The sequence below is a fragment of the Jiangella mangrovi genome, assembly GCF_014204975.1.
Classification (GTDB): domain Bacteria; phylum Actinomycetota; class Actinomycetes; order Jiangellales; family Jiangellaceae; genus Jiangella; species Jiangella mangrovi.
On the sequence record NZ_JACHMM010000001.1, the window covers coordinates 205772 to 230815 of the forward strand.

Consider the following 25044-nt stretch of genomic DNA (forward strand, 5'->3'; position numbering starts at 1 on the left):
GGGTGCAACCACGACGGACGGACCAGCCATCGCCGATCAGACCGACGGGGCCGACGAGGCCGCCATCGCCCGTGTGCGCGCCGGAGACCGCGACGCGTACGCCGTCCTCGTGCGCCGGTATGCCGCCGACGCGCGCCGGCTCGCCGTCCTCGCGGGCGCCGGGGCGGACGCCGACGACGTCGTGCAGGTCGCGTTCGTCAAGGCGTACCGGACGCTCGGCTCGTTCCACGACGGCGCGCCCTTCCGGCCGTGGCTGCTGCGCATCGTGCTCAACGAGGCGCGCAACGCGACCCGCTCGGCGCGCCGTTACCGGGCGGCGGCCGGCCGGTCGGCGGTGCTCGACGCCGCGGCGCTGACGGTGTCGGCCGCCGCGGCGGACGACCCGGCGGCCTCGGCGCTGACGGCGGAGCGGCGCGCCGAACTGCTGGCCGCGGTGCGGACGCTGCCCGAGCCGCAGCAACGGGTCGTCGTCTGCCGCTACCTGCTCGACCTCGACGAGGAGGAGACGGCGACGGTGCTCGGCTGGCCGCGCGGCACGGTGAAGTCGCGGCTGTACCGGGCGCTGCGGAAGCTGCGCGCCGGACTCGAGCCCGCACCCGGCCCGGTTCAGGAGGTGGACCATGGATGACGTCCTCGACCGCGAGCTGCGCGCCTGGGGAAGCACGCTCGGTACCGCGCTCGACGACCACGGCCCGGCACCCGACGCGGTCGCGACCGCCGTCCTGCGCCGGCTGGACGACACACCGGCGACCGCGCCGGTCCCGCGGCGCGGGCCGCGGCCGCACGTGCGCCGCCGGATCGCCGTCGCCGCCCTCGCGGTCGTCGTCGCGCTCGGCCTGACGCCGCCGGTGCGAGCCGCCGTCAGTGAGTGGCTCGGCATCGGCGCGGTCGCCGTGCGGCCCGGACCGTCGCAGCCGTCGGCCGGCGCTCCCCCGACGGCGTCGGCGGACCTCTCGCTGGACGAGGCGGCGGAGCTGGCCGGGCTCACCCCGGTGGTCCCGCCCGCCCTCGGCCCGCCCGACGGCGTCGAGGTGTCGGCCGACCGCCGGATCCTGTCGCTGACCTGGGGCGACGGCGACGACACGATCCGGCTGGACCAGTTCGCCGACCCGATCTCACCGGTGTACGTGAAGTCGGCGGTCCTGGGCACGACGGCGACGCCGATCGTCGTCGCCGGCCACGAGGCCTGGTGGTTCGGCATGCCGCACGACCTCGTGCTGCTGGCGCCCGACGGCACCGAACGGCCGGAGTCGGCGCGGGTCGCCGGCCCGACCCTGGTGTGGCTCGACGACGACGGCGTCACCTTCCGGCTCGAGGGGGCCGGCCGCGACCGCGCCGCCGAGATCGCCGCGTCGGCCCTGGGAACCGGCTGAGTGCGGGCGGTGTAGATGAGGCACAGACCCTCGAGAAGTTCTGGAGACGTCATGCGCCTCGCCCGCCCGGCCGCCGTTCTCGTCCTCGCCCTCGGCGCCACCCTGGCCGCGTCCGCGCCGGTGTCCGCCGGCGGCCCCACCAGCGTGCTGCTGGTGTCGCCGTCGACGGGGCGGACGGAGGCCCTGCACGCCACGAACGCGGCCTACACGACGCTGATGAGTCAGCTCGCCGTCGAGCCGGTGCCGGCCGCGGGACCCGGCTTCGAGCCCGGCATCGGCGGCGACCAGCTGGTCGTCACCTGGATGGTCCACGACGTGCAGCCCTGGCGGGTCGACCGCATCACCTTCGACGACGACGGCCGGCCGGAGTGGATCAACACCGTGCAGTCGATGGGCGCCGGTCCGATCCCCTGGGAGGACCCCGGCGTCTGGCACCGGCCCGCCGACGTGGGTGTGCTGCACGACCTGCTGGTCGACCTGGGGCTGGTCGGGCGGACCGGCCTGCAGGCGGCCGAGGAGAGCGCCGAGGCCGAGGCCGCCGACGCCGCGGCTGCCGCACCTGCCGCGACCCCACCGGGCGACGACGGCCCGCTCGGCACGGTGATGTGGGCGCTGCCCGCCGTCGCCGGCGGCATCGGCCTGGGCGTGGCCGGCGACCGGTGGCTGCGGCGCCGGCGCACGGGCGGCGACGGCGGGCGCTGGCAGCTGGTCGACGTCCCCGGCTCGACCTCGTAGCGCGCTACCAGCGCCGGCGCACCGTGCCCTTGGCTCCCGCCACCAGGCTCGCCGCCGGCACGTCGTCGGCCACGACGGTCCCGGCAGCGACGACTGCGTCGCGGCCGATGCTGACGCCGGGCAGGATCGTGGCGCCGGCGCCGATCCAGACGTTCTCGGCGATGTCGATGGGCGCGCCGGAGAGGTACTGGCGACGCTCCTCGGGGTCGACCGGGTGGCCCATGGTGATGAACGTGGCCTTCGGGCCCACCATCACGCCCTCGCCCAGGCGGATGCCGGCGTAGTCGAGGAACGTGCAGCCCTGGTTGATGAAGACCCGCTCCGCGAGGTCCAGGCGCAGGCCGTGGTCGGTGTAGAACGGCGGGTAGATCGTCACCCGTGCCGGGAGCGGGCGGCCCAGGATCTGCTCGAACAGGGCCGCCTTGCCCGCCTCGTCGTCGAACGGGAGCACGTTGAGGCGCGAGGTCAGCTCCGTGGCCCGCAGCACCCGCTCGCTCATCTCCCTGAACTCGGGCCCGAGGACGCGCTCGCCCCTGTCCAAGAGATCCGGATCGTGGATCGGCATGAAGCGGTCGAGGGTCATTCGACGATTCTCCTCAGCCGGCCGCCGCCCGCCCCTCCGCCGCGCCCAGGCAGCGCAGCAGGAACGCCCGCTCCGCATCGTTGCCGCAGAGTTCGACCGCCCGCCGGTACGCCGTGATCGCCTCGGCCGGGCGGCCGAGCCGGTCCAGCAGCCGGCCGCGGGCGGCGTGCAGCGGGTGGAAGCGGTCCAGTGCGCCGCCGTCCGCGAGCTCGTCGAGCAGGCCCAGCCCGGCGGCCGGACCGTGCGCCATGGCGATCGCCACCGCCCGGTTGAGGTCGACGATCGGGGACGGCGCCGTCGCCCGGAGCACGTCGTAGAGCCCGACGATCTGCACCCAGTCGGTGGTGTCGGCCGAGGACGCCTCGTCGTGCACCGCCGCGATGGCCGCCTGCAGCGCGTACGGCCCGGGCGGGCGGTGCCGCAGCGCCTCGAGCACGAGCGACCGCCCTTCGGCGATCTTGTTCTGGTCCCACCGCGAGCGGTCCTGGTCCTCGAGCAGCACGAGGTCGCCGTCGCCGTCGACCCGGGCCTCGCGCCGCGCGTCGACCAGCAGCAGGAGCGCCAGCAGCCCGGTGACCTCGGCCTCGGCCGGGAGCAGCCGGTGCAGGATGCGGGCCAGCCGGATCGCCTCGTCGGCCAGCTCGGGGCGGATGAGCGCGGCGCCGTTGCTGGCCGCGTAGGCCTCGGTGAAGACGACGTAGACGACGCTGAGCACCGCCGGCAGGCGGCCGGGCAGCTCCGTGGCCGACGGGACGCGGTACGGGATGCCGGCCTTGCCGATCTTCTGCTTGGCCCGGACCAGCCGCTGCGCCATGGTGCCCTCGGGCACCAGGAACGCCCGCGCGACCTGCGCCGTCGACAGCCCGGCGAGGTAGCGCAGCGTCAGCGCGACCCGTGCCTCGGCAACCAGCGCGGGGTGGCAGCAGGTGAAGAACAGCCGGAGCCGGTCGTCGCCGATGACATCCGCCCCGGACCCGGCGGAGCCCGCGGCGGGCGCCGACAGCCGGACCAGTTCGTCGCGCTCGGCCTCGACCTTGAGCACGGCCAGCTTGGCCGCGTAGTTCTGCCGCCGGCGCAGGATGTCGACGGCCCGCCGACGCGCCGTCGTCAGCAGCCAGGCGCCCGGCTTCTCGGGGACGCCGTCGACCGGCCAGCGCTCGACGGCGGCGGCGATGGCGTCGGCCGCCACCTCCTCGGCGAGGTCGAAGTCGCCGACCCAGCGGACGAGCGTGGCGAGCAGCCGGCCCCACTCTTCGCGGAAGACCGCCTCGGCGGGGTCGGCCGCCCACCCGCTCATGTCGTCAGCCCTGGTCGAACACCGTGATGGGCCGGATCTCCATGGATCCGTACTTCGCCCCCGGGCACTTGGCGGCCCAGTCGAGCGCGGTGTCGAGGTCGGGGACGTCGATGAGGTAGTAGCCGCCGAGCACCTCGCGGGTCTCGGCGAACGGCCCATCGGTGACGACCCGCTCGCCGGCCTTCAGCCGCACGGTCGTGGCGGTGTTGACCGGCTCGAGCGCGTTGCCGTCGACGTACACGCCGGACTTGCGGACGTCCTCGGTGTAGGCGAACCACTCCGCCATCTCGGCCTCGAGCTGGTCCTGCGGCGGAACCTCGGTCCGCTGCTCGGCGTAGATCAAGAGCAGGTACTGCATCTCGGTCCTCCCCCTTCGAAGGTCACCGTGGGCGGCCCGGTGCCGCCCTCGTCATGACGACGAACGGCGACTGCCCTCATATACAACACCCGGGCGCCGACGGCGGGAGAACTTTCAGGGGACGACGACGATGCGCTCGGCGACGGCGTGCAGATGCCGCTCGATGCCGTCGAGACCGGGCCGCGGATAGCCGTCGCCGACCGCGGCGAGGTTGTGGATCGCGCCGGTGACGAGGAACCCGAAGGCCTGCTCGTCGACGCCGGCGTCGACCCGGCCGAGCCGCTTCTCGGCCGCCAGGTAGTCGGCGACCGTCGTGCCGAACGACTCGAGCAGCCCGGACGACTCGGCGACGGCGCCGACGGCGGAGTCGAGCGCGGCGTCTCCGCCCTCGCCGACCAGCCGGAACACCGGTGTCTCGGCCGTGACGAAGATGCGGGCGTAGCGGGCGAGGTTGCCGCCGACGGTGCCGGTGCCGGCCGACCCCACCCAGGCGTCGAACTCGCGCCGCAGCCGCCGGAACTCGGCCCCGACGAGCTCGGCCACGATCTCCTCGCGGCCGGTGAACACCTTGTACGGCAGCCCGACGGCGCACCCGGCCTCGGCGGCCAGCGCCCGCATGGTGAGCGCGGCCGCCCCGTCGCGCTCGATCAGCCGGCGGGCGTGATCGAGCAGCGACGCGCGCAACTCCTGCCGCGCCTCGGCGGTGCGCCGAACGGGCATGCGCGGCTCCCGGGCCGGTCCGTCAGGCGGCGGCCGGGCGGGCGAACCCGCCGAGCCGCTCCGACGCGATGGTCACCGGGACGCCCATCTCGGCATTGTGCCGCAGCGCCTCGGCCAGCACCGGCCCAGGCTCGCCGTGCACCTCGATGCTGGTGGTGTCGACGAGCTCGAGTGCGGCGCCGATGCGCTGGTGCGCCAGCTTCATGTGCTCGTCCATGGCGGCAGCGTCGGGCTGGACGATGACGTGGCTCAGCCGCGGCCCGTCGTCGTCCATGGAGAGCCGGAACCCCATGGCGCGGGGCTCGTGCGCCTCGACGAAGTCGGCGTACTCGGCGCAGAGCACGCGCAGCTCCTCGAGCCGGCCCTCCTTGACGCGGTGACTTGAGATGAAGATGAACGGCTCGGACACGAGTCCTCCCTGGATCGAAACGTGAACGGTTGTTCACGACACTAGCGTGAACGTCCGTTCACGACAAGTCGGTCACGGGCTGGAACTCGGCCAGCCGGTCCTTGTGCGGCGACTGCTCGGTGGCCGCCATCCAGTGCGGGTACGACACGTAGACGACCTCGCTCTCCTCCTCGGCGCGGTAGACGAGGTCGGTGCCGGCGCGCAGGTAGATGACCTCGCCGGCCGAGGCCGTGGTGACGACGCCGCCGCTCTCGACGCTGTAGCGGCCCTTGGTCACGATGAGCGCCTCGTCGTAGGAGACCGTCCACGGGTTCGACTCGCCCGCGCCGTAGCGGACGAACCCGACGGTCATGGCGGCGTCGTGGCGCTGGTCGATGGCGTCGGCCAGCAGGAGGTCCTGGTCGAGGCGGCGGTACCACTCGAGGTCGTCGTTGCTGCTCACCTTCGTCACGCCGGACATGTCGTGCTCCTTTTCTGTAGTGGTCGCTACATATTGAGCACTGGCGCCCGCCCGCGTCAAGGGGTTAATGTAGCGATCGACACAGAAAGGGAGGAGGTGACCCATGGCCCGCGGAAGGCCTCGCTCGTTCGACCGCGACACCGCGCTCGACGACGCCATGCGGCTGTTCTGGTCCCGCGGCTACCAGGACACCTCCATCAGCGACCTCACCGAGCATCTCGGCATCGGCTCCCCCAGCCTCTACGCCGCGTTCGGCTCCAAGTCGGCGCTGTTCCTCGAGGCGGCCGACCGGTACCAGGCCCGCGAGGGCGGCCGGCCCGGCATCGCGCTGACCGAGGCGCCGACCGCCCGCAGTGGGCTGGCGGCGCTGCTGCGCGAGAACGTCGGCCTGTTCACCCGGCGCGGCGGCCCCCGGGGCTGTCTGCTGACCCGCGCGACGCTGAGCTGCCCGCCGTCGGACACCGCGGTGGTCCAGTACCTCGAGCGCAGCCGCCACGAGCGCATCGCCGCCCTGCGCAGCCGCTTCCACACCGCCGCGGCGGCCGGCGAGCCGCTGCCGTCGGACGACCACGACACCCTGGCCCAGCACTACGACGCCCAGGTCCAGGGACTGGCCGTCCGGGCGCTCGAGGGCGCCCCGCGGGCGGCGCTGCTGCGCACCGTCGACCTCACCATGGCCGCCTGGGACGCCCTGATCACTCGGTGATCACGACCTAACCCGGTGGAAACCAGGTCATAACGACCGATCCCAAGACTGCCTCTGCGCCCGGCACCCCCAGCCGGGCGGACCGACAAGGAGGCCAGTCGTGACCACCACCGCCGGTACACCCCATACCCACACCAGGCGCAGCTTCCTCACCCGCGTCGGCGCCGTCGGCGGCGCCTCGGCGCTCTACGGCACCATGGAGGCGCTGGGCCTGTTCGCCTCCCCCGCCGAGGCCGCCCAGGCGGCCGGCACCCGGGACTTCGCCCCGCCGCGCGCCGCCGACCTCCCCGACGCCGCCCGCGCCCGCGGCACGAAGGTCGTGATCCTGGGCGCCGGCACCGCCGGGCTCACGGCGGCCTACGAGCTGGGCAAGGCCGGCTACGACTGCACGGTCCTCGAGGCGCGCGACCGCCCCGGCGGCCGGGCGAAGACGATCCGGCGCGGCGACCGCCTCACCGACACCGACGGCGTCACCCAGGTCTGCCGGTTCGACGAGGGCCTCTACTTCAACGCCGGCCCCGCCCGCATCCCGAACCACCACGTCACGCTGGACTACTGCCGCGAGCTCGGCGTACCGATCGAGGCGCTGGTCAACGCCAACGCCGAGAGCCTGTACTTCCACGAGAACACGGGCAGCACGAACTACGGCGAGCTGGCCAGCACGGCCGTCACGCACCGGCAGGCCAAGGCCGACGTGTACGGCTACATCTCCGAGCTGCTCGCGCAGGCCGCCGACCAGGGCGCCCTCGACGACGTGCTCAGCCCGGCCGACGCCGACCGGGTGGTCGCGTTCGCCGAGAACTTCGGCGGACTGTCCGGCGGCAAGTACCTCGGCAACGGCCGGCGCGGCTACGTCGACGCCCCGGGCGCCGGGCACGACGCGGGCGTCGTCGGCACGCCGCCGTCGATGACGGCGATCCTGCAGAGCCAGTTCGGCAGCCGGTTCTCGTTCGAGTTCGGCTGGGACCAGGCGATGATGATGTGGCAGCCGGTGGGCGGCATGGACCGCATCTCCGCCGCCCTGGCGAGTGCGGTCGGCGGCAAGCGGCGCATCACGTACAACGCGCCGGTCACGCGCATCGAGAACACCGCCGACGGCGTCCGGGTCAGCTACCGCCTGAACGGCCGCACGCGCATCGTCGACGCCGACTACTGCGTCGCCACCATCCCGCCCATGGTGCTGAAGGCCATCCCCACCAACTTCAGCCAGACCACCAAGGACGCGCTGGCGGTCCCGACGGCGGCGAACACCGGCAAGATCGGCCTGCAGTACGCCCGGCGCTGGTGGGAGGAGGACGACAAGATCTTCGGCGGCATCACGGCGACGAACATGGACATCTCCGGGATCTGGTACCCGTCGTCGGGGTTCCTCGGCCGCAAGGGTGTCGTCGTCGGCTACTACTCCGGCTCCTACACGAATCTCGCCGTCGCCGACCGCGAGACCCGCGCCGTCGCCCAGGGTGTGAAGATCCACGGCGCCAAGTACCGCGACGAGCTCGAGACCTCCATCTCCATCGCCTGGCCGAAGGAGCCGTACAGCCTCGGCGGCTGGGTGAGCTGGCCCGGCGGACGCGGCGCGGCCTACGACCACCTGCTGCGCCCCGACGGCAACACCTACTTCGCCGGCGACCACCTCAGCTACCTCATCGCCTGGCAGGCCGGCGCGTTCGAGTCGGCCCGGCTGGCCGTCACCGCCCTGCACGAGCGGGTCGCCGCGACCGCCGCCGCCAGCTGACCCCGTCGACCCGCGAAAGGACCCCTCATGCGCAAGCCCAGCCGCCGGCTGACCGCCGTCGCCGTCGTCTCCAGCCTCACCACGCTCGCCCTCACCGGCAGCGTCGTCGCCGTCACCGGCATCGGCGCGCCCCGCCCCGCCGAGGTGCGGTTCAACCTCGCCGCCCCGGAGCAGGCTCCGGACCCGTTCATCGCCAACGGCGTCGCCGTCGGCAACCAGGTACCGCTCTACTTCTCCAGCGGCATCGGCCCGGGCGCGCTCAACACCGCCGCACCCGCGGGCACGCCGGAGCGCTACATCGACCCCGCGCAGTTCCCCGGTGGCGTGCTGCCCGCCGGCGTCACCGTCACCGAGGCGCAGGGCATGAACGCCATGGCCCGGATCAAGGAGAACCTGGAGTCGCAGGGGCTCTCGCTGGCCGACGTCATCACGATGCGGATCTACCAGGAGGCGCCGCCCGGCACCACCCGCGCGGACTACAACGGCTGGAACCGCGCCTACCGCAAGTGGATGGCCAACGTGAACCGGGTGACCGGCGAGGTGATCCCGGCCTACGCGCCGGTCCAGTTCGCCAACGCGGCCCGGCCGTCGCGCACCAACCTCGAGGTCGACACGCTGCCGGTGACCGGCTGGCTGATCGAGATCGAGGTGGTGGCGGCCTACCCACGCGGCCGCTGAGCCCGGCCGCTTGGACTTGGCTCAGGGCACCCGGGGGATCGAAAAACGGGCAGCTATCAAAAGACGGTGAGAGACCGAGCACGCCTCACGGTGTCGAGGGCGAGTTACGACCGCTAGAGCAGTAGTAACTCGCCCTCCACGCGCGACGGGAGATCGCCTCCCGCCCGCTTCCTGGTCTGCCATCACGCTCGCCGGCCGATTTCGAGCGTTTCACGCGACCCCGGACCAGGACGTGACACCAGACCAGGACGATGCGAAGGGGCAGGCACGTCCAGCTCCACATCTGTCCGCGGTGTGGGCAACAGGAGGACGGGGCCACCCAATCCCAGGCACCCGAAGAACGAATTCAAGTCCGCGAGCTAAGTCCGCCAGAGCAGCAGCAGGGCGCGGTCGTCCGCATCGGAGGAGGCGACGGCGTCGATGAGCTTCTCGGCGCCGCCGTCGAAGCCGCGCGCTACCAGGCGCTCGGCCTCGCCCTGCAGCTTGTCGATGCCGTCGGTGAGGTCGCGCCGCGGCGCCTCGACCAGTCCGTCGGTGTAGAGCATGAGCGCGTCACCGGGCCGCATGTACCCGGTGACGGGCTCGTAGTGCTTCTGCTCGTAGACGCCGAGCAGGCCACCTTCGGTGTCGAGGGTGACCCAGCGGCCGGAGCCGGCGTGGAAGTGGATGGCCGGCGGGTGCCCGGCCGAGCGGACCCAGTACTCACCCGTCAGCAGGTCGACCACGAGATGGACGGCGGTGGCGAACCCCTCGGGCCAGCGCTGCCGCAGCAGGTAGGCGTTGGCGGCGGGGAGGAACTGCTCCGGCGGCAGCGAGCCGAGCAGCCCGCCGAACGCGCCGGACAGCAGCAGCGCCCGGGTGCCGGCGTTGTGGCCCTTGCCGGACACGTCGACCAACGCCAGCTCGAGGAACTGCCCGTCGGTCGAGCGTGAGGCGACGGCGAAGTCGCCGGAGAAGCTGGACCGCTCGGCGGCGTGGTGCTTGAGGTCGATCTTCCAGCCGCGCGACAGCTGCGGCATGCGGCCCTGGGCGGCGAGCCGGTCGCGCAGGTCGACGAGCATCGACTCGCCCATGGTGCCCTGCAGGCCCAGCCGGGCCCGGGAGCGCGCCAGGCCGAGCGACACGATGGCGGTGATGCCGACGACGGCGGTGACGGCGACGAAGGTCCGCCCGCCGCCGATGACGACACCGCCGGCGATGAGGCAGAAGCCCACGGTGCCGACCAGCCAGGCCAGCGCCCGCGGCGGGACGAACAGCCCGCCGAACAGGAGCGGCAGCACGAGGGCGATGGCCGGGACGATCGACTGCCACTGCACCATGGACAGCCCGAGCAGCAGGGTGGTCGCCAGCAGGATGGCCATGACGACCGGTTCGCGGATCAGTCGCCGCGTCAGCGCGCTGGCCGGACGCCCACCGAAGAACACCCCGGCAAGCCCGAGCACGCCAGCCGATCGGGTCGTCACACGAGGACCCTAGCGGCAAAGAGAGCGTGGGAGGAAGATCACACAGAATTGCAGGCCATGGCGTGTCAATGCTGGCAGTTCGGGCACCAGAACAGGTTTCTGGCCGCCGCTCTTCCGGCCGCGACGGGGGTCTGGCAGACGAGGCACGGCTGCCCCGCGCGGCGGTAGACGTAGACCTCGCCGCCGTGGTCGTCGACGCGCGGCGGGCGGCCCATCGCCTCGGGCTCGTGCTCCGGCCGGACGGTGTCGATGCGGCCGGTCTCGACGCCGCGCGCCATCAGCCCCACGAGATCGGCCCAGATCTCCCGCAGCACGGGCTCCGGCACCGACGACCCAGGCCGGGCGGGGTCGATCCCGGCGCGGTAGAGCGATTCGGCCCGGTACACGTTGCCGACGCCGGCCAGGACCGCCTGGTCCATGAGCAGCACGCCGATGGGCGCCCGGCTGCGCCCGATGCGCTGCAGCGCCCGCGCCGGATCGTCGCCGCGCAGCGGGTCCGGCCCGAGCCGCGCCTCGACGGCGGCCTTCTCCGCGTCGTCGATCACCTCGCACCGCGTCGGCCCGCGCAGGTCGGCGTGCGCGGAACGGCCCGCATCCGCCGTCGTCAGCCGCATCCGCACCTCGCCGACGACCGGACCGGACGGCGCCGGCGCAGCCACGACGTCGAACTTCCCGTACAACCCGAGGTGGACGTGCACCCACCGCCGTCCGGCGAACCCGATGAACAGGTGCTTGCCGTGCGCCTCCGCCCGTTGCAGCCGGGACCCGTCGACGACGGCGGCACCTGCGGCGAAGCGGCCCTGCGGACTGGCCACGCCGACCCGCCGGCCGCCGAACGCGGCGGTCAGCTCACCGGCCAGCCGGTGGATCGTATGGCCCTCGGGCACGTACCGTCCTTCCTGTGAACGATCGCGAGAAGGGCGTGCGCAAGCTCGACCAGGTCGACCGGCGCTCGCAGGTCGGCGTGTCCCGGGCCCTGCGCGCCCGCGACGTGTCGCGCCCCAGCAAGGCCGAGATCGCCGCCGCGCTCGAGCGGATCGCGAAGACCCCGCTCCCGCCCCGCCCCAAGACGCAGCAGTAGACGTCAGTCGGCCGGGGCCGGCAGCGGCGGCAGCTGGCCGTCCACCTCGTACCGGCTGAGCATCGCGATGCGCCGGGCGTGGCGCTCGCTGCCCGAGAACGGCGTGGCCAGGAACGTCTCGACGAACGCCGCGACGTCCTCGAACGGGTGCATGCGGGCGCCGACCGCGAGCACCCGGGCGTCGTTGTGCTCGCGGGCCAGCTTCGCCGTCTCGGCGGACCAGGCCAGCGCCGACCGGATGCTCTTGACCTTGTTGGCGGCCATCTGCTCGCCGTTGCCGGACCCGCCGAGGACGACGCCCAGGCTGCCCGGGTCGGCGGCCACGCCCTCGCCCGCCCGCAGGCAGAACGTCGGGTAGTCGTCGAGCTCGTCGTAGACGAACGGGCCGTGGTCGACGACCTCGTGGCCGCCGTCGCGCAGGAGCTCGACGAGGCGGTTCTTGACTTCGTACCCGGCGTGGTCGGAGCCGACGTGGACGCGCATGGCGTCAGTCTGCCGCATGCCCGCCGGGCGCCGGGCGGCGGTCAGTCGAAGATGGGCTCGCGGGTCCGGGTCCGCTTGAGCTCGAAGAAGCCGTCGTACGAGGCCAGCGCCTGGACGCCGTCCCACACGCGGCCCGCCTGGTCCCCGCGCGGCGCCGGCGACATGACCGGGCCGAAGAACGCGTAGCCCTCGACGGCGATGACCGGCGTGCCGACCTCGGTGCCCACCTGGTCCATACCGGCGTGGTGGCTCTTCTTCAGCGCCTCGTCGTACTCGTCGCTGGTGGCGTAGGCGGCCAGCGACTCCGGCAGACCGACCTCGGCCAGCGCCTCGGCGATGACGACGGAGCGGTCCTTCTGCTTCCCCAGGTGGAAGCGGGTGCCCATGGCGTCGTAGAGCGGCTTCACCCACTCATCGCCGTGCAGCTCCTTCGCCGCCGTGATCACACGGACCGGACCCCAGCTGTCGGCCATGAGCTGGTTGTACTTCTCGCCCAGGTCACGCTCGGCGTTGAGGTAGGACAGCGACATGACGTGCCAGGTCACCTCGACCGGCCGCACCTGCTCCACCTCCATCATCCAGCGCGACGTCATCCAGGCCCACGGGCAGATCGGATCGAACCAGAAGTCGACGGGGGTGGTCTCGCTCATGTGGGGGCGCCCTCTCGTAACGATTGACGTGTCAACGGTGTCTCGATGTGGTCGAACCACCGGGGGCCACGTCCGATTCCCGGGGCCCAGAGCCAGCGGGACGGCGGATGTTCTGTCAGGATCAGGCCATGTCTGGCACGAACCTGACCCGCGACGAGGCACGCGAGCGCGCCGCCGTCGTCGACCCCGCGTCGGTGCGCTACACCGTCGAACTGGACCTCACCCGTGGCGACACCACCTTCGGGTCCACCACGACGGCGTCGTTCGCGGCGACCGAGGGCGCCGGCACCTGGCTCGACCTGATCGCGCCCACGGTCCACGAGGTCGTCCTCAACGGCACCGCGCTGGACCCCGCCGAGGTGTTCGACGGCGCCCGCGTGCGGCTCGAAGGCCTGGCCGCTCAGAACGAGGTCAAGGTCGTCGCCGACGCCGCCTACATGCGCACCGGCGAGGGCCTGCACCGGTTCGTCGACCCCGTCGACGACGAGGTCTACCTGTACTCCCAGTTCGAGGTCGCCGACGCCCGCCGCGTCTACGCCTGCTTCGAGCAGCCCGACCTCAAGGCCGAGGTGACGTTCCTCGTCGACGCGCCGTCCACCTGGGAGGTCGTGTCGAACTCGCCGGGCAAGGCCGGCAAGGCCAGCCACGGCAAGAAGCGGTGGACGTTCGAGGCGACGCCGCGCCTGTCGACGTACGTGACGGCGATCGTGGCGGGTCCGTACCACGTCGAGCGCTCCGAGCACGTCGGCAAGGAGAAGACCATTCCGCTGGCGCTGTACTGCCGCAAGTCGCTGGCCGAGCACCTCGACGCCGACGAGCTGTTCGACGTCACCACCCGCGGTTTCGCCTTCTTCGAGGACGTCTTCGGGCTGGCGTACCCGTTCGCCAAGTACGACCAGCTGTTCGTGCCGGAGTTCAACGCCGGCGCCATGGAGAACGCCGGTGCCGTCACCCACCACGAGGACTACGTCTTCCGCAGCCGCGTCACCGACGCCGCCTACGAGCGCCGCGCCGAGACGATCCTGCACGAGATGGCGCACATGTGGTTCGGCGACCTCGTCACCATGCGCTGGTGGGACGACCTGTGGCTGAACGAGTCGTTCGCCACCTGGGCGTCGGTGCTGTCGCTGGCCGAGGGCACCCGGTGGACCGACGGCTGGACGACGTTCGCCGTCACCGAGAAGCTGTGGGCGCTGCGCCAGGACCAGCTGCCGTCCACGCACCCCATCTCCGCCGACATCCGCGACCTCGAGGACGTCCAGGTCAACTTCGACGGCATCACCTACGCCAAGGGCGCCAGCGTGCTGAAGCAGCTGGTGGCCTGGGTCGGGCGCGACGAGTTCCTCGAGGGCGTGCGGGCCTACTTTGCCGACCACGCGTGGGGCAACACCTCGCTCACCGACCTGTTCGGGCACCTCGAGACCACCAGCGGCCGCGACCTCTCGGCCTGGAACGAGGAGTGGCTGCGCACGGCCGGCGTCAACACGCTGCGCCCGGTGGTCACCGTCGACAGCAACGGCGCCTACACGTCAGTCGCCGTCGAGCAGACGGCGGCGCCGGAGCACCCGACCATCCGGTCGCACCGCGTGGCCGTCGGGCTCTACGACTACACCGAGGACGGCGCCCTGGTGCGGCGCCGCCGGGTCGAGCTCGACCTCACCGGCCCGCGCACCGAGATCCCCGAGCTGCGCGGCGAGACCCAGCCCGACCTGCTGCTGGTCAACGACGACGACCTCACGTTCGCGAAGGTCCGCCTCGACGACCGCTCGCTGGCGACGGTGGTGAGCTCCATCGGGTCGCTCGACCCGCTGCCGCGGGCGCTGTGCTGGACCGCCGCCACCGACATGCTGCGCGACGCCGAGATGTCGGCCAGCTCGTTCGTCGAGCTGGTGCTGGGCGGCGTCGAGGGCGAGACGTCCATGGGGGTGGTGCAGCACGTGCTGAGCTCCGCCCGCGCGGCCATCGACCTCTACGCGCTGCCGGCCAACCGGATCGTGCTGTCGGCGCGCTGGGCCGCGGCGCTGCGCCAGCTGGCCGGGTCGGCCGAGCCCGGCAGCGACCGTCAGCTCGCGTTCACCCGCGCCTGGGTGGCGGCTGCGGCCAGCGACGAGCACGTCGCCGAGATCCGGGCCCTGCTCGACGGCGACGAGGCGCTGCTGCCCGGGCTGGTCATGGACACCGACCTGCGCTGGGCGCTGCTGCAGCGGCTGGTCGTCCTGGGCGCGGCCGGTGACGACGCCGTCGACGCCGAGCTCGAGCGCGACAACACCGCCACCGGGCAGCGGCAGGCCGCGTACGCCCGGGCCGCCGTGCCCACCTACCCCGCGAAGGCCGCCGCCTGGCAGGCCGCCGTCGAGTCCGACGAGCTGCCGAACGCCCAGCTGACGGCGACGGTGCGCGGGTTCGCCCACCCCGAGCAGCGCGAGCTCGTCCGCCCGTACGTCCAGCCCTACCTCGACGCCGTCCCGCGGGTGTGGGCCGAGCGGACCAGCGAGAGCGCCCAGGCGATCATCATCGGGCTGTTCCCGCGGGTGCTCGCCGACGCCGCCACGGCCACCGCGGTGCGCACCTGGCTCGAGGGCGCCGAGCTGCCCGACGCCGCCCGCAGGCTGGTCGTCGAGGGCCTGGCCGACCTCGACCGCGCGCTCCGGGCTCAGGAGCGCGATCGCCAGGCAGGTTGACGGGTTTAGTGCGGGCTTTCATCTACCATGTAGATGACCGTTCCGAGCAAGATGTGGGGTTACGACGTGCCACGAGTAGCAGCCCGCGAGTCCGCCGGCGGCACCCAGAGTGTCGAGCGGGCGCTCTCGCTGCTGTCCGCGTTCACCGAGGAGCACCCGGAGCGGCGCATCTCCGAGCTGGTGACAGCCACCGGGCTGGGCCAGTCGACGGTGTCGCGCCTGGTCGGGGCGCTGGTCAACCTCGGTTACCTCACCCATCACGGCCGTAGCGGGCTGTACGGCATCGGCCCGCGGGTCATCACGCTGGCCGGGATCGGCCTGAACCAGTCGCCGGTGCACCAGCAGTCGCGCCAGCTGGCCCAGAACCTCGCCGCCACCCTGGGCCTGGGCGTCAACGTCGCCGAGCGGCACGGCGCCAGCCTGTTCTACCTGTGCCACTTCGAGGGCGCCAACGCCCCGCGCCCGTCCACGCTCATCGGCCGCGGCGGGCCGCTGCACGCCACCGCCATGGGCAAGGCGCTGGTCAGCGAGCTGGCGCCGACCGAGCTGCGCGACCTCATCGGCACCGAGTACGCCCGCTACACCCCGCACACCGTCACCACGTTCGAGGAGCTCGAGGGCCGGCTGCAGGAGGTGCGCTCGCGCGGCTACGCCACCGAGCTCGAGGAGCTCGCGTTCGGCCGGGCCTGCGTCGCCGCCCCCATCCGCGACCGCTCCGGGCAGATCATGGCGGCGCTCTCGGTGTCGGGCCCGCTGTCGGCCATGAACCTCCCGGCCCGGCAGGACGAGCTCGCCATGATCGCCATCGAGCACGCCGACCAGATCTCGTCCAACCTGGGCTACCACGCCACGGTGACCGCGCTCCCCGGCTGACGAGTTGGCCGGGTTGTAAGGTGGGCTCGCCTCGCCGAATCTGTACGTTCGGCGAGGCTGTGGACAGCCACGATCATCAAGGATCGCGTACATCACCAGGATTCCTCCCACTTCACGAGGGCTGCAGGCCTCGTGAAGTGGGAGGAATCCTCGTGACGGCCCCTGAATCGCCAGCAAATGGGACCAAGCAGGCCCCGACCACCCACCCGTCGCCAGACTCCCCCCGTCACCCAACGCAACCCCACGCACCCAAGCCGGACCTGGTCTCAGAGCCGGCGGAAGCGGGCGCCGCTCAGCCGGGTGTAGCCGGTGCTGGCGTCGCGGACCTCGATCCGCACGTTGCCGCCCATGCCCGCCGCGAACTCGAACGAGCCCAGCTCGCGCCAGGCACGCGGCTGTTCCTGCTGGTTGACGACGAACTCGGTCTCGCCGCCCAGGTGGGTGACGACGTAGACGGCGTTGGTGGCCGTCTCGAAGTTCGACGGGTACCAGACGTCGACGGCGTAGGTGCCGGCCTCGGGGAGGTCTGGCGTCCACGTCGCCGTGCCGCCGGCGACGCCCTCGGGGCTGTAGCGCGAGGCGGCGCCGTCGGCCCCGGCCAGGCCGCTGATCAGCCAGCTGCCGGTCTGGTCGTAGCGCGGCGGGTAGTCGTTGTTCGTGATGGTGAAGATGTCCGGGTCCTCGACCCGCAGGCTGATCGTCACCTTGGGCCGGCCGTCGAGGTTGGCCGACACGAAGTGCGTCTGCTCGGTCGGGATGGTCGGCCGGGTGGTGGCCCGGACGACGTGCTCGATCTCCGAGCGCGGCGGTACCTCGACCTCGAACACCGTCTCGCTGAACGACCAGTGGAACTGGCCGGTGATGGTCACCGTCCGGGTCACCGGCAGCGGGCCGCGGTTGAGGACGGCGATGCGCAGGTCGATCGAGCCGCCGGGCTCCGGGACCACGGCCGGCGACGGCGTGATGGCGGTCAGCCGCACGGGGTCGACCAGCTCGACGGTGACCGGCTCCAGTTCCGCCGAGCCGCCGCCGGACCAGGTCGCCGTCGCGGCCAGCGTGTGCGGCACCGCGAACGCGGCGTCGGCCGGCACCGTCACCGTGAACGTCCCGGTGACGGACTCTCCCGCCGCGACGGTGTCGGCGACCGGTTCCGCCGGGGTCGCCGTCCAGCCCGCCGGCACATCGATCGCCACCGACACGCCCGCCAGCCCGGCCGCCGGTGCCGCCGTCAGCCGCACCCCTACCGTCAGCTCGTCCCCCGGCGAGGCCGTGGCCTGCGCCGACAGCGCCCCGAACGCACCCGCACCCGCCGAAGCCACACCCGTGAGCGACGACGGCAGCCGCAGCGTGCGGCGCTGCGACGTCGCCGACGGCGTGCGCACCTCGTAGGCGAACGTGTCGGTCAGGGCCGACAGCGGGACCGTCCACTCGTTCGGGTACGGCTTGTCCGCGATGGTCTGCTCCGGCCCGCCGTTGACCCAGTACGCGAGCGTCGCCGCCTCGACGGAGTCGCTCTGCACGTAGGCGTCGACGGCCGAGCGGTCCGGGCGGACCAGCAGCATGCCGCGGGTGAGGCCGCCCTCGGCGCCGGGCAGTGCGTCGTCGAACGCGTAGCTGACGGCGCCGCGGTCCTCCGACTCCGGCAGCCAGTGCCACGGAGCGGGCCGGCCGGCGCCGCGGACGATCGCCACCGTGTGGCCCCGCGCCGACACCGTCACCGGCAGCCTCCCGTCCGCCAGCCGGTAGTGCTTCCAGCGCCCGTTGTCCATGAGCACCTGGACGTCGTAGCGCTTGCGGGGGTCGATGCCGGTGAGCTGCTGGTCGAACGTCACGGTGGCCGCCACCTGGGCGTCGCGCGAGTTCGTCAGCGACAGGTACAGCGAGTCGTTGCCGACGCCGGTCAGCCAGTTCAGCTGCGGGTGGTCGACGTCGACGATGCCCTCGGGGAGGTACGGCCAGACGCCGTCCTCGCCGAAGAACGTGCCGGGCTCGTGGCCGTAGGTGCTGAACTTGAAGAACACGAAGTCGCACTCGAACTGGCGCGGGAAGCTGATGCGCCCGTTCGAGCGGACGTAGTGCTCGCTGAACAGGTAGTCCAGCGTCAGGCCGAGCTGGGCCGGCGCGTGGTGGTAGTAGATGCAGCTCTCGCCGGGCGGGCCGACCAGCGGGAAGTCCGGCTTCAGGTGCTGGGCGCTGAACTGCCGGTTGTAGTAGCCGGGGTAGTTGGTGAAGCGGCCGATGACGAGGTTGTGCGCGAAGTCGGCCAGGAAGTCGTCGCCGGCATCGTGCGCCAGGCGCAGCAGGAACGGCGCCCAGATGTTGTTGAGCACCATGCCTCCGCCGGGGTGCGGCTTCGGCTCCTGGATGCGGTACGTGATCAGCTGCTCGATGGTCTGGCCGGTCGTGGAGACGTACCAGGCCGGCACCTCCTCCGCCTCGATGTCGTCGAGCGGGTAGTCCGGCAGCAGGTGGCCGTTCCAGTCGTCGAACTGCATGTTGATCATGTACGGCGTCGGCGCCTCGATGGTGCCGTCGGGCACCGGGCGCACCATCGTCTGGGTGACGAAGCGCTGCACCTCGCGGTAGGCGGCGTCGAGGAAGTCGCGCTCGCCGGTCAGCTCGTACATGACGAACAGCTCGAGCCAGTGCCGCGAGTAGGTGAAGACGAAGACGCCGTCGCCCTGGTTGTTGGAGTACGGGGTCAGGATCTGGTCGCGCAGGTAGCGCCGTGCCAGCGCCTTCGCCTCGGCCAGCCAGCCCTCGTCGCCGGTCAGCACGTAGGCCTGCAGGGCGTTGTTCCACGGCGTGCGGGTGTCGCGGAACGGCGGCGCCTTGATGGTGTCGAGCGCCAGCTTGTGCAGCGCCGCGTTCTGCCCGCGGGTCTGCCGGTACAGCGGGACGAGCGTGTTGGCGTCGACGGCGACACCGCCCAGCCCGTACACCGTCGCCGACGAGTCGTTGTAGACGTCGCGGCCGATGATCGGCGTGTGCCCGTGGCTGCGCCGCGAGACGTGGTACTCCATCATCTGCCGGGCCCGGCGGTCGTAGAAGTCGCCGGCCCGGTCCGGCGGCGAGAGCAGGTAGTTCGCCGACAACAGAACGCCGGCGACGGCGGTCCGCACGGCCTGGTCGTTCTCGGAGTCGGCGAAGCCCTTGGCCCGGTTCCACCAGCCGGAGAACGACGGCACGAACGTCTCGCTGTCGTCGCCGTCGGGCTCGATGCCGACCAGGTTCATGATGTTGAACGCGGTCTGCGTCAGCGAGGTGTCGTACACGTTCTCGCGGTACGCCGTCAGGCCGTACTCGCCACGGCACAACGCCACGTAGGCGTCGTAGAGGACGCCCGCGTGCGCCTGCACGCCGAACGCGTAGCCGAGGCTCTGGCCCGGCTCGAGCAGCGACCGGTCGCCGGCCTGCGGCGCGTAGGCGACGGGCTGCACGTGCGCCTCGTCGTTGAGCAGGCTCATCCCGAACGGCTGCCGGTAGGGGCCGAGATCGCGCTCGTGCTCGTAGGCGATGACGTCGCTTGGGATGTAGACGCCGGACGTGACGGTCCGCCCGGCGATGGTCCGCTGCACCAGGCTCATCGGGGCGAACAGCTCCCAGCTGCTCAGCGCCTCGGGGCTGCCGATGACGCGGGCGTGCTGGCGGATCCCGCACAGCACCTCCTCGGCGTCGTCGGGGGTGCCGGTGTCGAGGCTCTGGTAGCCGACGATGAAGTGCCCGGCCTGCTGGGCGGTGACGGTGTGGTGGATCTCCGGGTGCTCCCGGTCCAGCGACCAGCGCACCGTGAGGTCGCAGACCCCGGGCAGGGCCGACGTGAGCTCGACGGTGCGCGGGCCGAGCTGGCGCAGGCCGTCGAAGGCGACCCAGTTCGACGTCGCGGAGCTGTAGTAGTAGCGCGGGCTGGGCCGCTCGGTGCCGGTGAGCACCACCCACTGCTCGTCGAAGCGGCGCTCCGGGTCGGTGACGGCGACCCAGCCGTCGTCCGTCCGGAGCTCGAGGTCGCGGACGTAGCTGCGCCCGCCGTCCCAGGTGGCCTCGTGGAAGGTCACCCGGTAGTTGTCGTTGGACAGCTGGGCGACCTGCCGGAAGGCGAGGTTCGGCTTCTCGGTGCGACGCAGTGCGTCGGTGAGGACGGTCGGATCGTCCGCCGTCGTGGCCGGGGCGGCGTGCGCCGGCTGACCGAAGGCTCCCAGGACCGGCGGAAGGACCGCGGCGCCGACGAGCATGCCCATCACGGCACGTCGCGTCAGCAATGTGGGAGCTGTTGCCTGCAATGTGACTCCATCGTCCATATTATGAGTGTTGTATGGTTTCAATCGCCGTGTCAACAGTCGCGGGAAAACGCTATCCGCCGTCCCCCGGGAGGACGCCCGATGCTGGATCTGCCCGCCGACGACCATGCCCGCTCGCCGCACACCGGGTGGACCCGCGACCACTGGGAGGCGGTCGCCGACCACAAGCTGCTGGCACTGCGGCCCTACGCGTCACCGCGGCACGCGCTGATCGCGCTGCCCGGGCCGTCCGGCGCGAGCGGCCGCTGGAGCGACCGCATGGAGGCGTTCGCGCGCTCGTTCCTGCTGGCCGGGTTCCGGGTCGGCGGGGCCGGCGGCAAGGACCCGCACGGGTTCCTCGACTGGTACGCCGAGGGGCTCGCGGCCGGCACCGACCCGTCGTCGCCCGAGCGCTGGCCCCGGTTCGGCGAGCGCGGCCAGGCCAAGGTCGAGGCGGCGTCCATCGCCATCGCGCTGCACGAGACCCGGCCCTGGCTCTGGGACCGCCTCCCCGCGCGCATCCAGGAGACCGTCGTCGACTGGATGGCCGAGATCCTCGGGACGTTCGCCCACACCAACAACTGGGTCTGGTTCCAGAACGTCGTCGAGGCGTTCCTGCGCTCCGTCGGCGGGCCCTGGCGCAAGGACGAGATCGAGCGGAACCTCGCCGTCCACGAGGGCTTCTACGCCGGCGACGGCTGGTACTCCGACGGCGGCACGCCGCCCGTCGGGCTGCGCCACTTCGACTACTACAGCAGCTGGGCGCTGCAGGTGTACCCGCTGTGGTTCCATCGGATCGCCGGGACGGAGGCGCCGTCGTCGTACCGCGAGCGGCTGCGGCGCTACCTCGAGGACGCCCAGCACTTCGTCGCGCCGTCGGGGGCGCCGGTCCTGCAGGGGCGGTCGCTGACCTACCGCTACGCCATGCTCGGCCCGTTCTGGACCGGCGCGCTGTTCGACGCGACGCCGCTGCCGCCGGGACGGACGCGGCGGCTGGCCAGCGGGGTGCTGCGCTGGTTCGTGTCGTCCGGCGCGGTGGACGACGCCGGGCTGCAGCCGATCGGCTGGCGGGGCGCGTTCCCGCCGATCCGGCAGCTGTACACGGGCGCCGGGTCGCCGTACTGGTCCAGCAAGGGGTTCGCCGGCCTGCTGCTGCCGCCGTCGCACCCGGTGTGGACGGCTGGCGAGCAGCCGTTGGTCGTGGAGACCCGGGACGTGTCGGTGCCGGTGCCCGCGGCGGGCTGGCTGCTGTCGGGGACGACGGCGGACGGCGTGGTGCGGCTGGTCAACCACGGCAGCGACCACGTCTACGGACCTCGCGTCGCCGATGACGTCGCCTTCTACGCGCGGCACGGGTACGCGACCCACGCGGCGCCGTCGCTGTCGCGCGAGGGGGTGGCGCATCCCGGCGAGTCCCACATCGCGCTGTTGGACGAGGGCGGCCGGCCGAGCCACCGCAGCCCGCTCCGCCGGTTCTCCGTGGCTGCGAACGGGGTGGGTGACGTGCTCGCGTCGCGGGCGCGGGCGCACTGGCGCGAGACCTCGCCGTCGCCGACGGTGGGCGACGCCGACGCGTTCCGGACAGGCCCCTGGCTGACGACGGCGTCAGCGGTGCGCGGCGCCCTGGAGGTGCGGCTGGCCCGGCTCGACCCCGTCGACCTCGCCGACGACCCGGACGGGGTGTGGGAGGCCGACCCCGGCCCGTGGGTGCTCCGGTTCGGCGGCTGGTCGATCGCGTCGGACGATGCGGCGCCGACGGCGTCCGCTGCGGCTGCGCAGGTGGTCGCCGACGAGGGCCTGACCAGCCTGGTCATCGGTGTCGGCGACGTCTCGGCAACCGGGGTCGAGCCGTCGGCCGGAGCCCACCCGCTGGGCCACTGGTCCGCCTGGCCCTGGGCCGCGACCCCCGGCCCCGCCTCGTACGGCCGCCTCTACGCCGCCGTCATCGTTCTGTCCGCCGACCCGGCGGCGGTGGCGGACGCGCCTTCGGTCGCGGTGGCGGCTGACGGCGACGAGGCCACCATCACCTGGCCCGACGGCGGGTCGACGACGCTCACGCTCCCCGCTCCCCAGCCCGACGAGACTCTGACTCTCGGCACCTGGTGACCCCTCGCCCATGATCATCAAAGAAACGGGCTGCCAGGGCGACCCTTTTCTTTGATGATCATGGCGTGGCGGCGCGGACGGCGGGGACGACTTCCTCGGCGAAGGTGCGCAGCTGGGACGGCGGGCCGCCGAAGACCAGGACGTCGGCGCGGTGCTCCGTGACCAGGGCGCTCAGCTCGTCGACCCACTGCGGGACCGGGCCGTTGAGGTAGCCCTCGGACGAGCCGTCCGTGATCGTGCCGCCGACGTTGAAGACGCGCCTCACCGCCGAGGGGTCGCGGCCGGCCGACACGGCACCGTCGTCGACGCGGTCGTTCAGTTCCGGCAGCCGAGCCGCCACCTGAGCGGACATCGACGGGACCCAGCCGTCGGCCACGCGGCCGGTCAGAGCCAGTGCCCGCGGCTGGTAGGCCCCGATCCAGATGCCGATGTCGTGCGCCGGCAGCGGACCCGAGTGCACGCCGCGCAGGTGGTAGTGCGCGCCCTCGAACCGCAGGCCCCGGTCGCCGCTCCAGAGCATCCGGATCACCTCGACGGCCTCGCCGAGCGCCGCCAGGGCCTCGCCGGGCGTCCGCCGCTGCCCGCCGTAGCCCTCGATCGCGTCCCAGAACGCCCCGGCGCCCAGCCCCAGCTCGAACCGTCCGCCCGACAGCACGTCGAGCGACGCGGCCGTCTTGGCCAGGACTCCGGGCGGGCGCAGCGGCAGGCAGGCGACGTCGGGGAAGACCCGCAACGACGACGTCGCGGCAAGGATCGCCCCGGACAACGCGACGGTGTCGACGAACCGGCGCTGGTACGGGTGGTCCTGGATGCCGACGTACTCGAGCCCGAGCGACTCGACGGAGCGAGCGACGTCCAGCAGCGGCTGGGACGCGTCCGGGACCAGGAAGTAGCCGAAACTCACCACGTCGACGGCCTCCGGTCGCGCCACGGCCGGGCCGCCTCGAGCTGCGCGGCCAGCGACAGCAGCGTCTCTTCGGCGCCGTGCATCCCGCCGAGCATGACGCCCACCGGCAGGATCCCGCGGTCGCCGTAGGCCCACTCGAGCGGCAGGCTGATGGCCGGCCAGCCGGTGAGGTTCCAGACGCTGGTCCACGGCGTGAACGCCATCTGCCGGGCGAAGTCGCCGGCGGGGTCGGCGTCGTCGCGCTGCGAGCCGACCGGCGCGGGCAGCTGGGCCAGGGTCGGGCTCAGGATGACGTCGTAGGCCGCCCACGTCGCCGCCGCCTCGCGCGTCGTCGTCTGGATCAGGCCGAGCGCCGACGCGAACTCGATGCCGCTGACCGACCGGCCCTTCTCGCGCAGCCAGCGCGTCAACGGGAGGAGCAGCGGCTCGTGCTCCGGCGGGATCGGGGCGCTGAGCGCCAGCACCGACCAGATCGACTCGAAGGAGTCCCAGCGCTCCGCCTCGAACGGGACGGCGGCCGGCTCGACCCGGTGCCCGAGGTCCTCGAGCAGCCGCGCCGTCCGCACCGCGGCACCCAGGCACGCGTCGTCGACGGGGGCGCCGGCGGAGATGACCGGGGTGGTCAGCAGGCCGATGCGCAGCGGGCCGGGCTCGCGCTCGCACGCGTCGAGGAACGTGGTGCGCGGCGGCGCCAGCACGTGCAGGTCACCGGGCCAGTGGTGCGACAGCACGTCGAGCAGTGCCGCGGTGTCGCGGACGTCGCGGGTGAGGACGCCGTTCGTCGCCAGCCCGGCGCCCTCGGGACGGTACGGGCCGGGGCTGACGCGGCCGCGGGTGGGCTTGAGCCCGACCAGTCCGCAGGCGCTGGCCGGGATGCGGATCGAGCCGCCGCCGTCGCTGCCGTGCGCGACGGGCGCGATGCCGGCCGCGACCGCCGCCGCGGACCCGCCGCTGGAGCCGCCCGCCGAGCGCGAGAGGTCCCAGGGTGTGCGGGCCGGCGGCGCGATGTCGGGCTCGGTGTACGGCGGCAGGCCGAACTCCGGCGTGTTCGTCTTGCCGACCATGAGCGTCCCGGCCTGGCGCAGCAGCGTGACGACGCCGTCGTCGGCGGGCGCGACGAAGTCGCCGAGGGCCGCGCTGCCGGAGCGGAACGGCACGCCGGCCACCATGGCGAGGTCCTTGACCGGGCACGGCACGCCCAGGAACGGCGGCAGCTCGTCGCCGGAGCGGGCCCGGCCGAGCAACAACTCCGCCTCGGCGGCCTGCTCGCGGGCGAGGTCCGGGGTCAGGGTGACGAAGGCGCCGATGGACGGGTCGAGGCGTTCGGCCCGCTCGAGCGTGTGCTCGACGACCTCCGACGGCGACGCCTCGCCCTTGCGGACGGCCGCGGCCAGCTCCAGCCCGGTCAGCTCGTGGATCTGAGACACCATTCGATCCTTACGTGGGGGCCGCGCACGGTCGGCCCGCGG

Annotated in this window: 23 protein-coding genes; 10 read left to right on the forward strand and 13 right to left on the reverse strand. The window is 72.9% G+C overall.

Translation table 11 applies throughout. The annotated features are described in order from the left end of the window. Positions 1-73: 73 nt before the first annotated feature. Genes HD601_RS00940 through HD601_RS00950 form a run of 3 tightly spaced genes read left to right on the forward strand, consistent with a single transcriptional unit; the run spans position 74 to position 2108 of the window. The gene (locus HD601_RS00940; RefSeq protein ID WP_221440440.1) at positions 74-628 is read left to right on the forward strand and encodes an RNA polymerase sigma factor; all 555 of its coding nucleotides are present in this window, start codon (positions 74-76) and stop codon (positions 626-628) included. Continuing rightward, positions 621-1373: a hypothetical protein gene (locus HD601_RS00945; protein ID WP_184818473.1), complete on the forward strand. Its 753-nt coding sequence runs from the start codon at positions 621-623 to the stop codon at positions 1371-1373. The genes HD601_RS00940 and HD601_RS00945 overlap by 8 nt, the downstream gene beginning before the upstream one ends. A 51-nt stretch (positions 1374-1424) precedes the next feature. After that, positions 1425-2108, forward strand: coding sequence for a hypothetical protein (locus HD601_RS00950; RefSeq protein WP_184818474.1), 684 nt, complete (start codon positions 1425-1427; stop codon positions 2106-2108). 4 nt (positions 2109-2112) lie between these two features. Here the strand turns inward: HD601_RS00950 and HD601_RS34470 are convergent, their stop codons facing one another. The 6 genes from HD601_RS34470 to HD601_RS00980 form a co-directional block, all read right to left on the reverse strand. Continuing rightward, positions 2113-2673: a DapH/DapD/GlmU-related protein gene (locus tag HD601_RS34470; RefSeq protein ID WP_184829320.1), complete on the reverse strand. Its 561-nt coding sequence runs from the start codon at positions 2671-2673 to the stop codon at positions 2113-2115. A 31-nt stretch (positions 2674-2704) separates the two neighbouring features. After that, complete coding sequence (locus tag HD601_RS00960) at positions 2705-3988, reverse strand: RNA polymerase sigma factor (protein WP_184818476.1); 1284 nt, start codon at positions 3986-3988, stop codon at positions 2705-2707. A gap of 4 nt (positions 3989-3992) precedes the next feature. Then, positions 3993-4346, reverse strand: a complete 354-nt coding sequence (locus HD601_RS00965) for a YciI family protein (RefSeq protein WP_184818478.1) — start codon at positions 4344-4346, stop codon at positions 3993-3995. Positions 4347-4460: 114 nt separating this feature from the next. Beyond that, entirely contained in the window at positions 4461-5066 is a 606-nt protein-coding gene (locus HD601_RS00970) for a TetR/AcrR family transcriptional regulator (protein WP_184818480.1), read from the reverse strand. Between the two features lie 22 nt (positions 5067-5088). Then, positions 5089-5475: a hypothetical protein gene (locus HD601_RS00975; protein WP_184818482.1), complete on the reverse strand. Its 387-nt coding sequence runs from the start codon at positions 5473-5475 to the stop codon at positions 5089-5091. Between the two features lie 58 nt (positions 5476-5533). Further along, positions 5534-6094, reverse strand: a complete 561-nt coding sequence (locus tag HD601_RS00980) for a hypothetical protein (protein WP_343076376.1) — start codon at positions 6092-6094, stop codon at positions 5534-5536. Between HD601_RS00980 and HD601_RS00985 the strand changes: the two genes are divergently transcribed. The 3 genes from HD601_RS00985 (at position 6039) to HD601_RS00995 (ending at position 9054) form a co-directional block, all read left to right on the forward strand. Continuing rightward, the gene (locus HD601_RS00985; RefSeq protein ID WP_184818486.1) at positions 6039-6641 is read left to right on the forward strand and encodes a TetR/AcrR family transcriptional regulator; all 603 of its coding nucleotides are present in this window, start codon (positions 6039-6041) and stop codon (positions 6639-6641) included. The two genes, HD601_RS00980 and HD601_RS00985, sit on opposite strands and share 56 nt — an antisense overlap. Positions 6642-6741: 100 nt before the next feature. Continuing rightward, the gene (locus HD601_RS00990) at positions 6742-8376 is read left to right on the forward strand and encodes an FAD-dependent oxidoreductase (protein ID WP_221440442.1); all 1635 of its coding nucleotides are present in this window, start codon (positions 6742-6744) and stop codon (positions 8374-8376) included. 27 nt (positions 8377-8403) lie between these two features. Then, positions 8404-9054, forward strand: coding sequence for a Rid family hydrolase (locus HD601_RS00995; protein WP_184818488.1), 651 nt, complete (start codon positions 8404-8406; stop codon positions 9052-9054). A gap of 359 nt (positions 9055-9413) precedes the next feature. Here HD601_RS00995 and HD601_RS35305 read toward each other — a convergent pair whose 3' ends face one another. Both HD601_RS35305 and HD601_RS01005 read right to left on the reverse strand, forming a co-directional pair. Further along, complete coding sequence (locus HD601_RS35305; protein WP_184818490.1) at positions 9414-10517, reverse strand: SpoIIE family protein phosphatase; 1104 nt, start codon at positions 10515-10517, stop codon at positions 9414-9416. A 65-nt stretch (positions 10518-10582) separates the two neighbouring features. Then, the gene (locus HD601_RS01005) at positions 10583-11404 is read right to left on the reverse strand and encodes a DNA-formamidopyrimidine glycosylase family protein (RefSeq protein ID WP_184818492.1); all 822 of its coding nucleotides are present in this window, start codon (positions 11402-11404) and stop codon (positions 10583-10585) included. Between the two features lie 14 nt (positions 11405-11418). Here HD601_RS01005 and HD601_RS35310 point away from each other — a divergent pair, with 14 nt between their 5' ends. Then, positions 11419-11598 (forward strand): hypothetical protein, encoded by a 180-nt coding sequence (locus HD601_RS35310; RefSeq protein ID WP_184818493.1) that lies wholly within the window; start codon positions 11419-11421, stop codon positions 11596-11598. Between the two features lie 3 nt (positions 11599-11601). On the opposite strand, the gene HD601_RS01015 is transcribed toward HD601_RS35310, so the two are convergent. Together HD601_RS01015 and HD601_RS01020 are read right to left on the reverse strand one after the other, a co-directional pair. Further along, on the reverse strand, positions 11602-12081 hold the full coding sequence (locus HD601_RS01015; protein ID WP_184818495.1) for a ribose-5-phosphate isomerase: 480 nt from the start codon (positions 12079-12081) through the stop codon (positions 11602-11604). A gap of 41 nt (positions 12082-12122) precedes the next feature. Further along, positions 12123-12731 carry a DsbA family protein gene (locus HD601_RS01020; RefSeq protein WP_184818497.1) on the reverse strand — a complete coding sequence of 203 codons (609 nt, stop codon included), beginning with the start codon at positions 12729-12731 and terminating at the stop codon, positions 12123-12125. Between the two features lie 128 nt (positions 12732-12859). On the opposite strand from HD601_RS01020, the gene pepN reads away from it, so the two are divergent. Further along, positions 12860-15412, forward strand: coding sequence for an aminopeptidase N (pepN, locus tag HD601_RS01025; RefSeq protein ID WP_184818498.1), 2553 nt, complete (start codon positions 12860-12862; stop codon positions 15410-15412). 33 nt (positions 15413-15445) lie between these two features. Then, positions 15446-16285: an IclR family transcriptional regulator gene (locus HD601_RS01030; protein WP_221440443.1), complete on the forward strand. Its 840-nt coding sequence runs from the start codon at positions 15446-15448 to the stop codon at positions 16283-16285. Between the two features lie 266 nt (positions 16286-16551). On the opposite strand, the gene HD601_RS01035 is transcribed toward HD601_RS01030, so the two are convergent. Next, positions 16552-20523: a golvesin C-terminal-like domain-containing protein gene (locus HD601_RS01035; RefSeq protein ID WP_184818501.1), complete on the reverse strand. Its 3972-nt coding sequence runs from the start codon at positions 20521-20523 to the stop codon at positions 16552-16554. 141 nt (positions 20524-20664) lie between these two features. Between HD601_RS01035 and HD601_RS01040 the strand changes: the two genes are divergently transcribed. Further along, positions 20665-22668: a DUF2264 domain-containing protein gene (locus HD601_RS01040; protein WP_184818503.1), complete on the forward strand. Its 2004-nt coding sequence runs from the start codon at positions 20665-20667 to the stop codon at positions 22666-22668. A gap of 58 nt (positions 22669-22726) precedes the next feature. Here the strand turns inward: HD601_RS01040 and HD601_RS01045 are convergent, their stop codons facing one another. Together HD601_RS01045 and HD601_RS01050 are read right to left on the reverse strand one after the other, a co-directional pair. Then, complete coding sequence (locus HD601_RS01045; RefSeq protein ID WP_221440444.1) at positions 22727-23599, reverse strand: LLM class flavin-dependent oxidoreductase; 873 nt, start codon at positions 23597-23599, stop codon at positions 22727-22729. After that, a complete protein-coding gene (locus tag HD601_RS01050) occupies positions 23569-25005 on the reverse strand; it encodes an amidase (RefSeq protein ID WP_184818506.1) in 1437 nt (478 codons plus the stop codon). The genes HD601_RS01045 and HD601_RS01050 overlap by 31 nt, the downstream gene beginning before the upstream one ends. Positions 25006-25044: the final 39 nt, after the last annotated feature.

Bases quoted from the DNA above. Each gene is read 5' to 3' on its own strand.
- HD601_RS00945 (WP_184818473.1), top strand. From the start codon at position 621: ATGGATGACGTCCTCGACCGCGAGCTGCGCGCCTGGGGAAGCACGCTC.
- HD601_RS00950 (WP_184818474.1), top strand. From the start codon at position 1,425: ATGCGCCTCGCCCGCCCGGCCGCCGTTCTCGTCCTCGCCCTCGGCGCC.
- HD601_RS34470 (WP_184829320.1), bottom strand. From the start codon at position 2,673: ATGCCGATCCACGATCCGGATCTCTTGGACAGGGGCGAGCGCGTCCTC.
- HD601_RS00960 (WP_184818476.1), bottom strand. From the start codon at position 3,988: ATGAGCGGGTGGGCGGCCGACCCCGCCGAGGCGGTCTTCCGCGAAGAG.
- HD601_RS00965 (WP_184818478.1), bottom strand. From the start codon at position 4,346: ATGCAGTACCTGCTCTTGATCTACGCCGAGCAGCGGACCGAGGTTCCG.
- HD601_RS00970 (WP_184818480.1), bottom strand. From the start codon at position 5,066: ATGCCCGTTCGGCGCACCGCCGAGGCGCGGCAGGAGTTGCGCGCGTCG.
- HD601_RS00985 (WP_184818486.1), top strand. From the start codon at position 6,039: ATGGCCCGCGGAAGGCCTCGCTCGTTCGACCGCGACACCGCGCTCGAC.
- HD601_RS00980 (WP_343076376.1), bottom strand. From the start codon at position 6,094: ATGGCGTCGTCGAGCGCGGTGTCGCGGTCGAACGAGCGAGGCCTTCCG.
- HD601_RS00995 (WP_184818488.1), top strand. From the start codon at position 8,404: ATGCGCAAGCCCAGCCGCCGGCTGACCGCCGTCGCCGTCGTCTCCAGC.
- HD601_RS01015 (WP_184818495.1), bottom strand. From the start codon at position 12,081: ATGCGCGTCCACGTCGGCTCCGACCACGCCGGGTACGAAGTCAAGAAC.
- HD601_RS01020 (WP_184818497.1), bottom strand. From the start codon at position 12,731: ATGAGCGAGACCACCCCCGTCGACTTCTGGTTCGATCCGATCTGCCCG.
- pepN (WP_184818498.1), top strand. From the start codon at position 12,860: ATGTCTGGCACGAACCTGACCCGCGACGAGGCACGCGAGCGCGCCGCC.
- HD601_RS01030 (WP_221440443.1), top strand. From the start codon at position 15,446: ATGACCGTTCCGAGCAAGATGTGGGGTTACGACGTGCCACGAGTAGCA.
- HD601_RS01035 (WP_184818501.1), bottom strand. From the start codon at position 20,523: ATGGGCATGCTCGTCGGCGCCGCGGTCCTTCCGCCGGTCCTGGGAGCC.
- HD601_RS01040 (WP_184818503.1), top strand. From the start codon at position 20,665: ATGCTGGATCTGCCCGCCGACGACCATGCCCGCTCGCCGCACACCGGG.
- HD601_RS01050 (WP_184818506.1), bottom strand. From the start codon at position 25,005: ATGGTGTCTCAGATCCACGAGCTGACCGGGCTGGAGCTGGCCGCGGCC.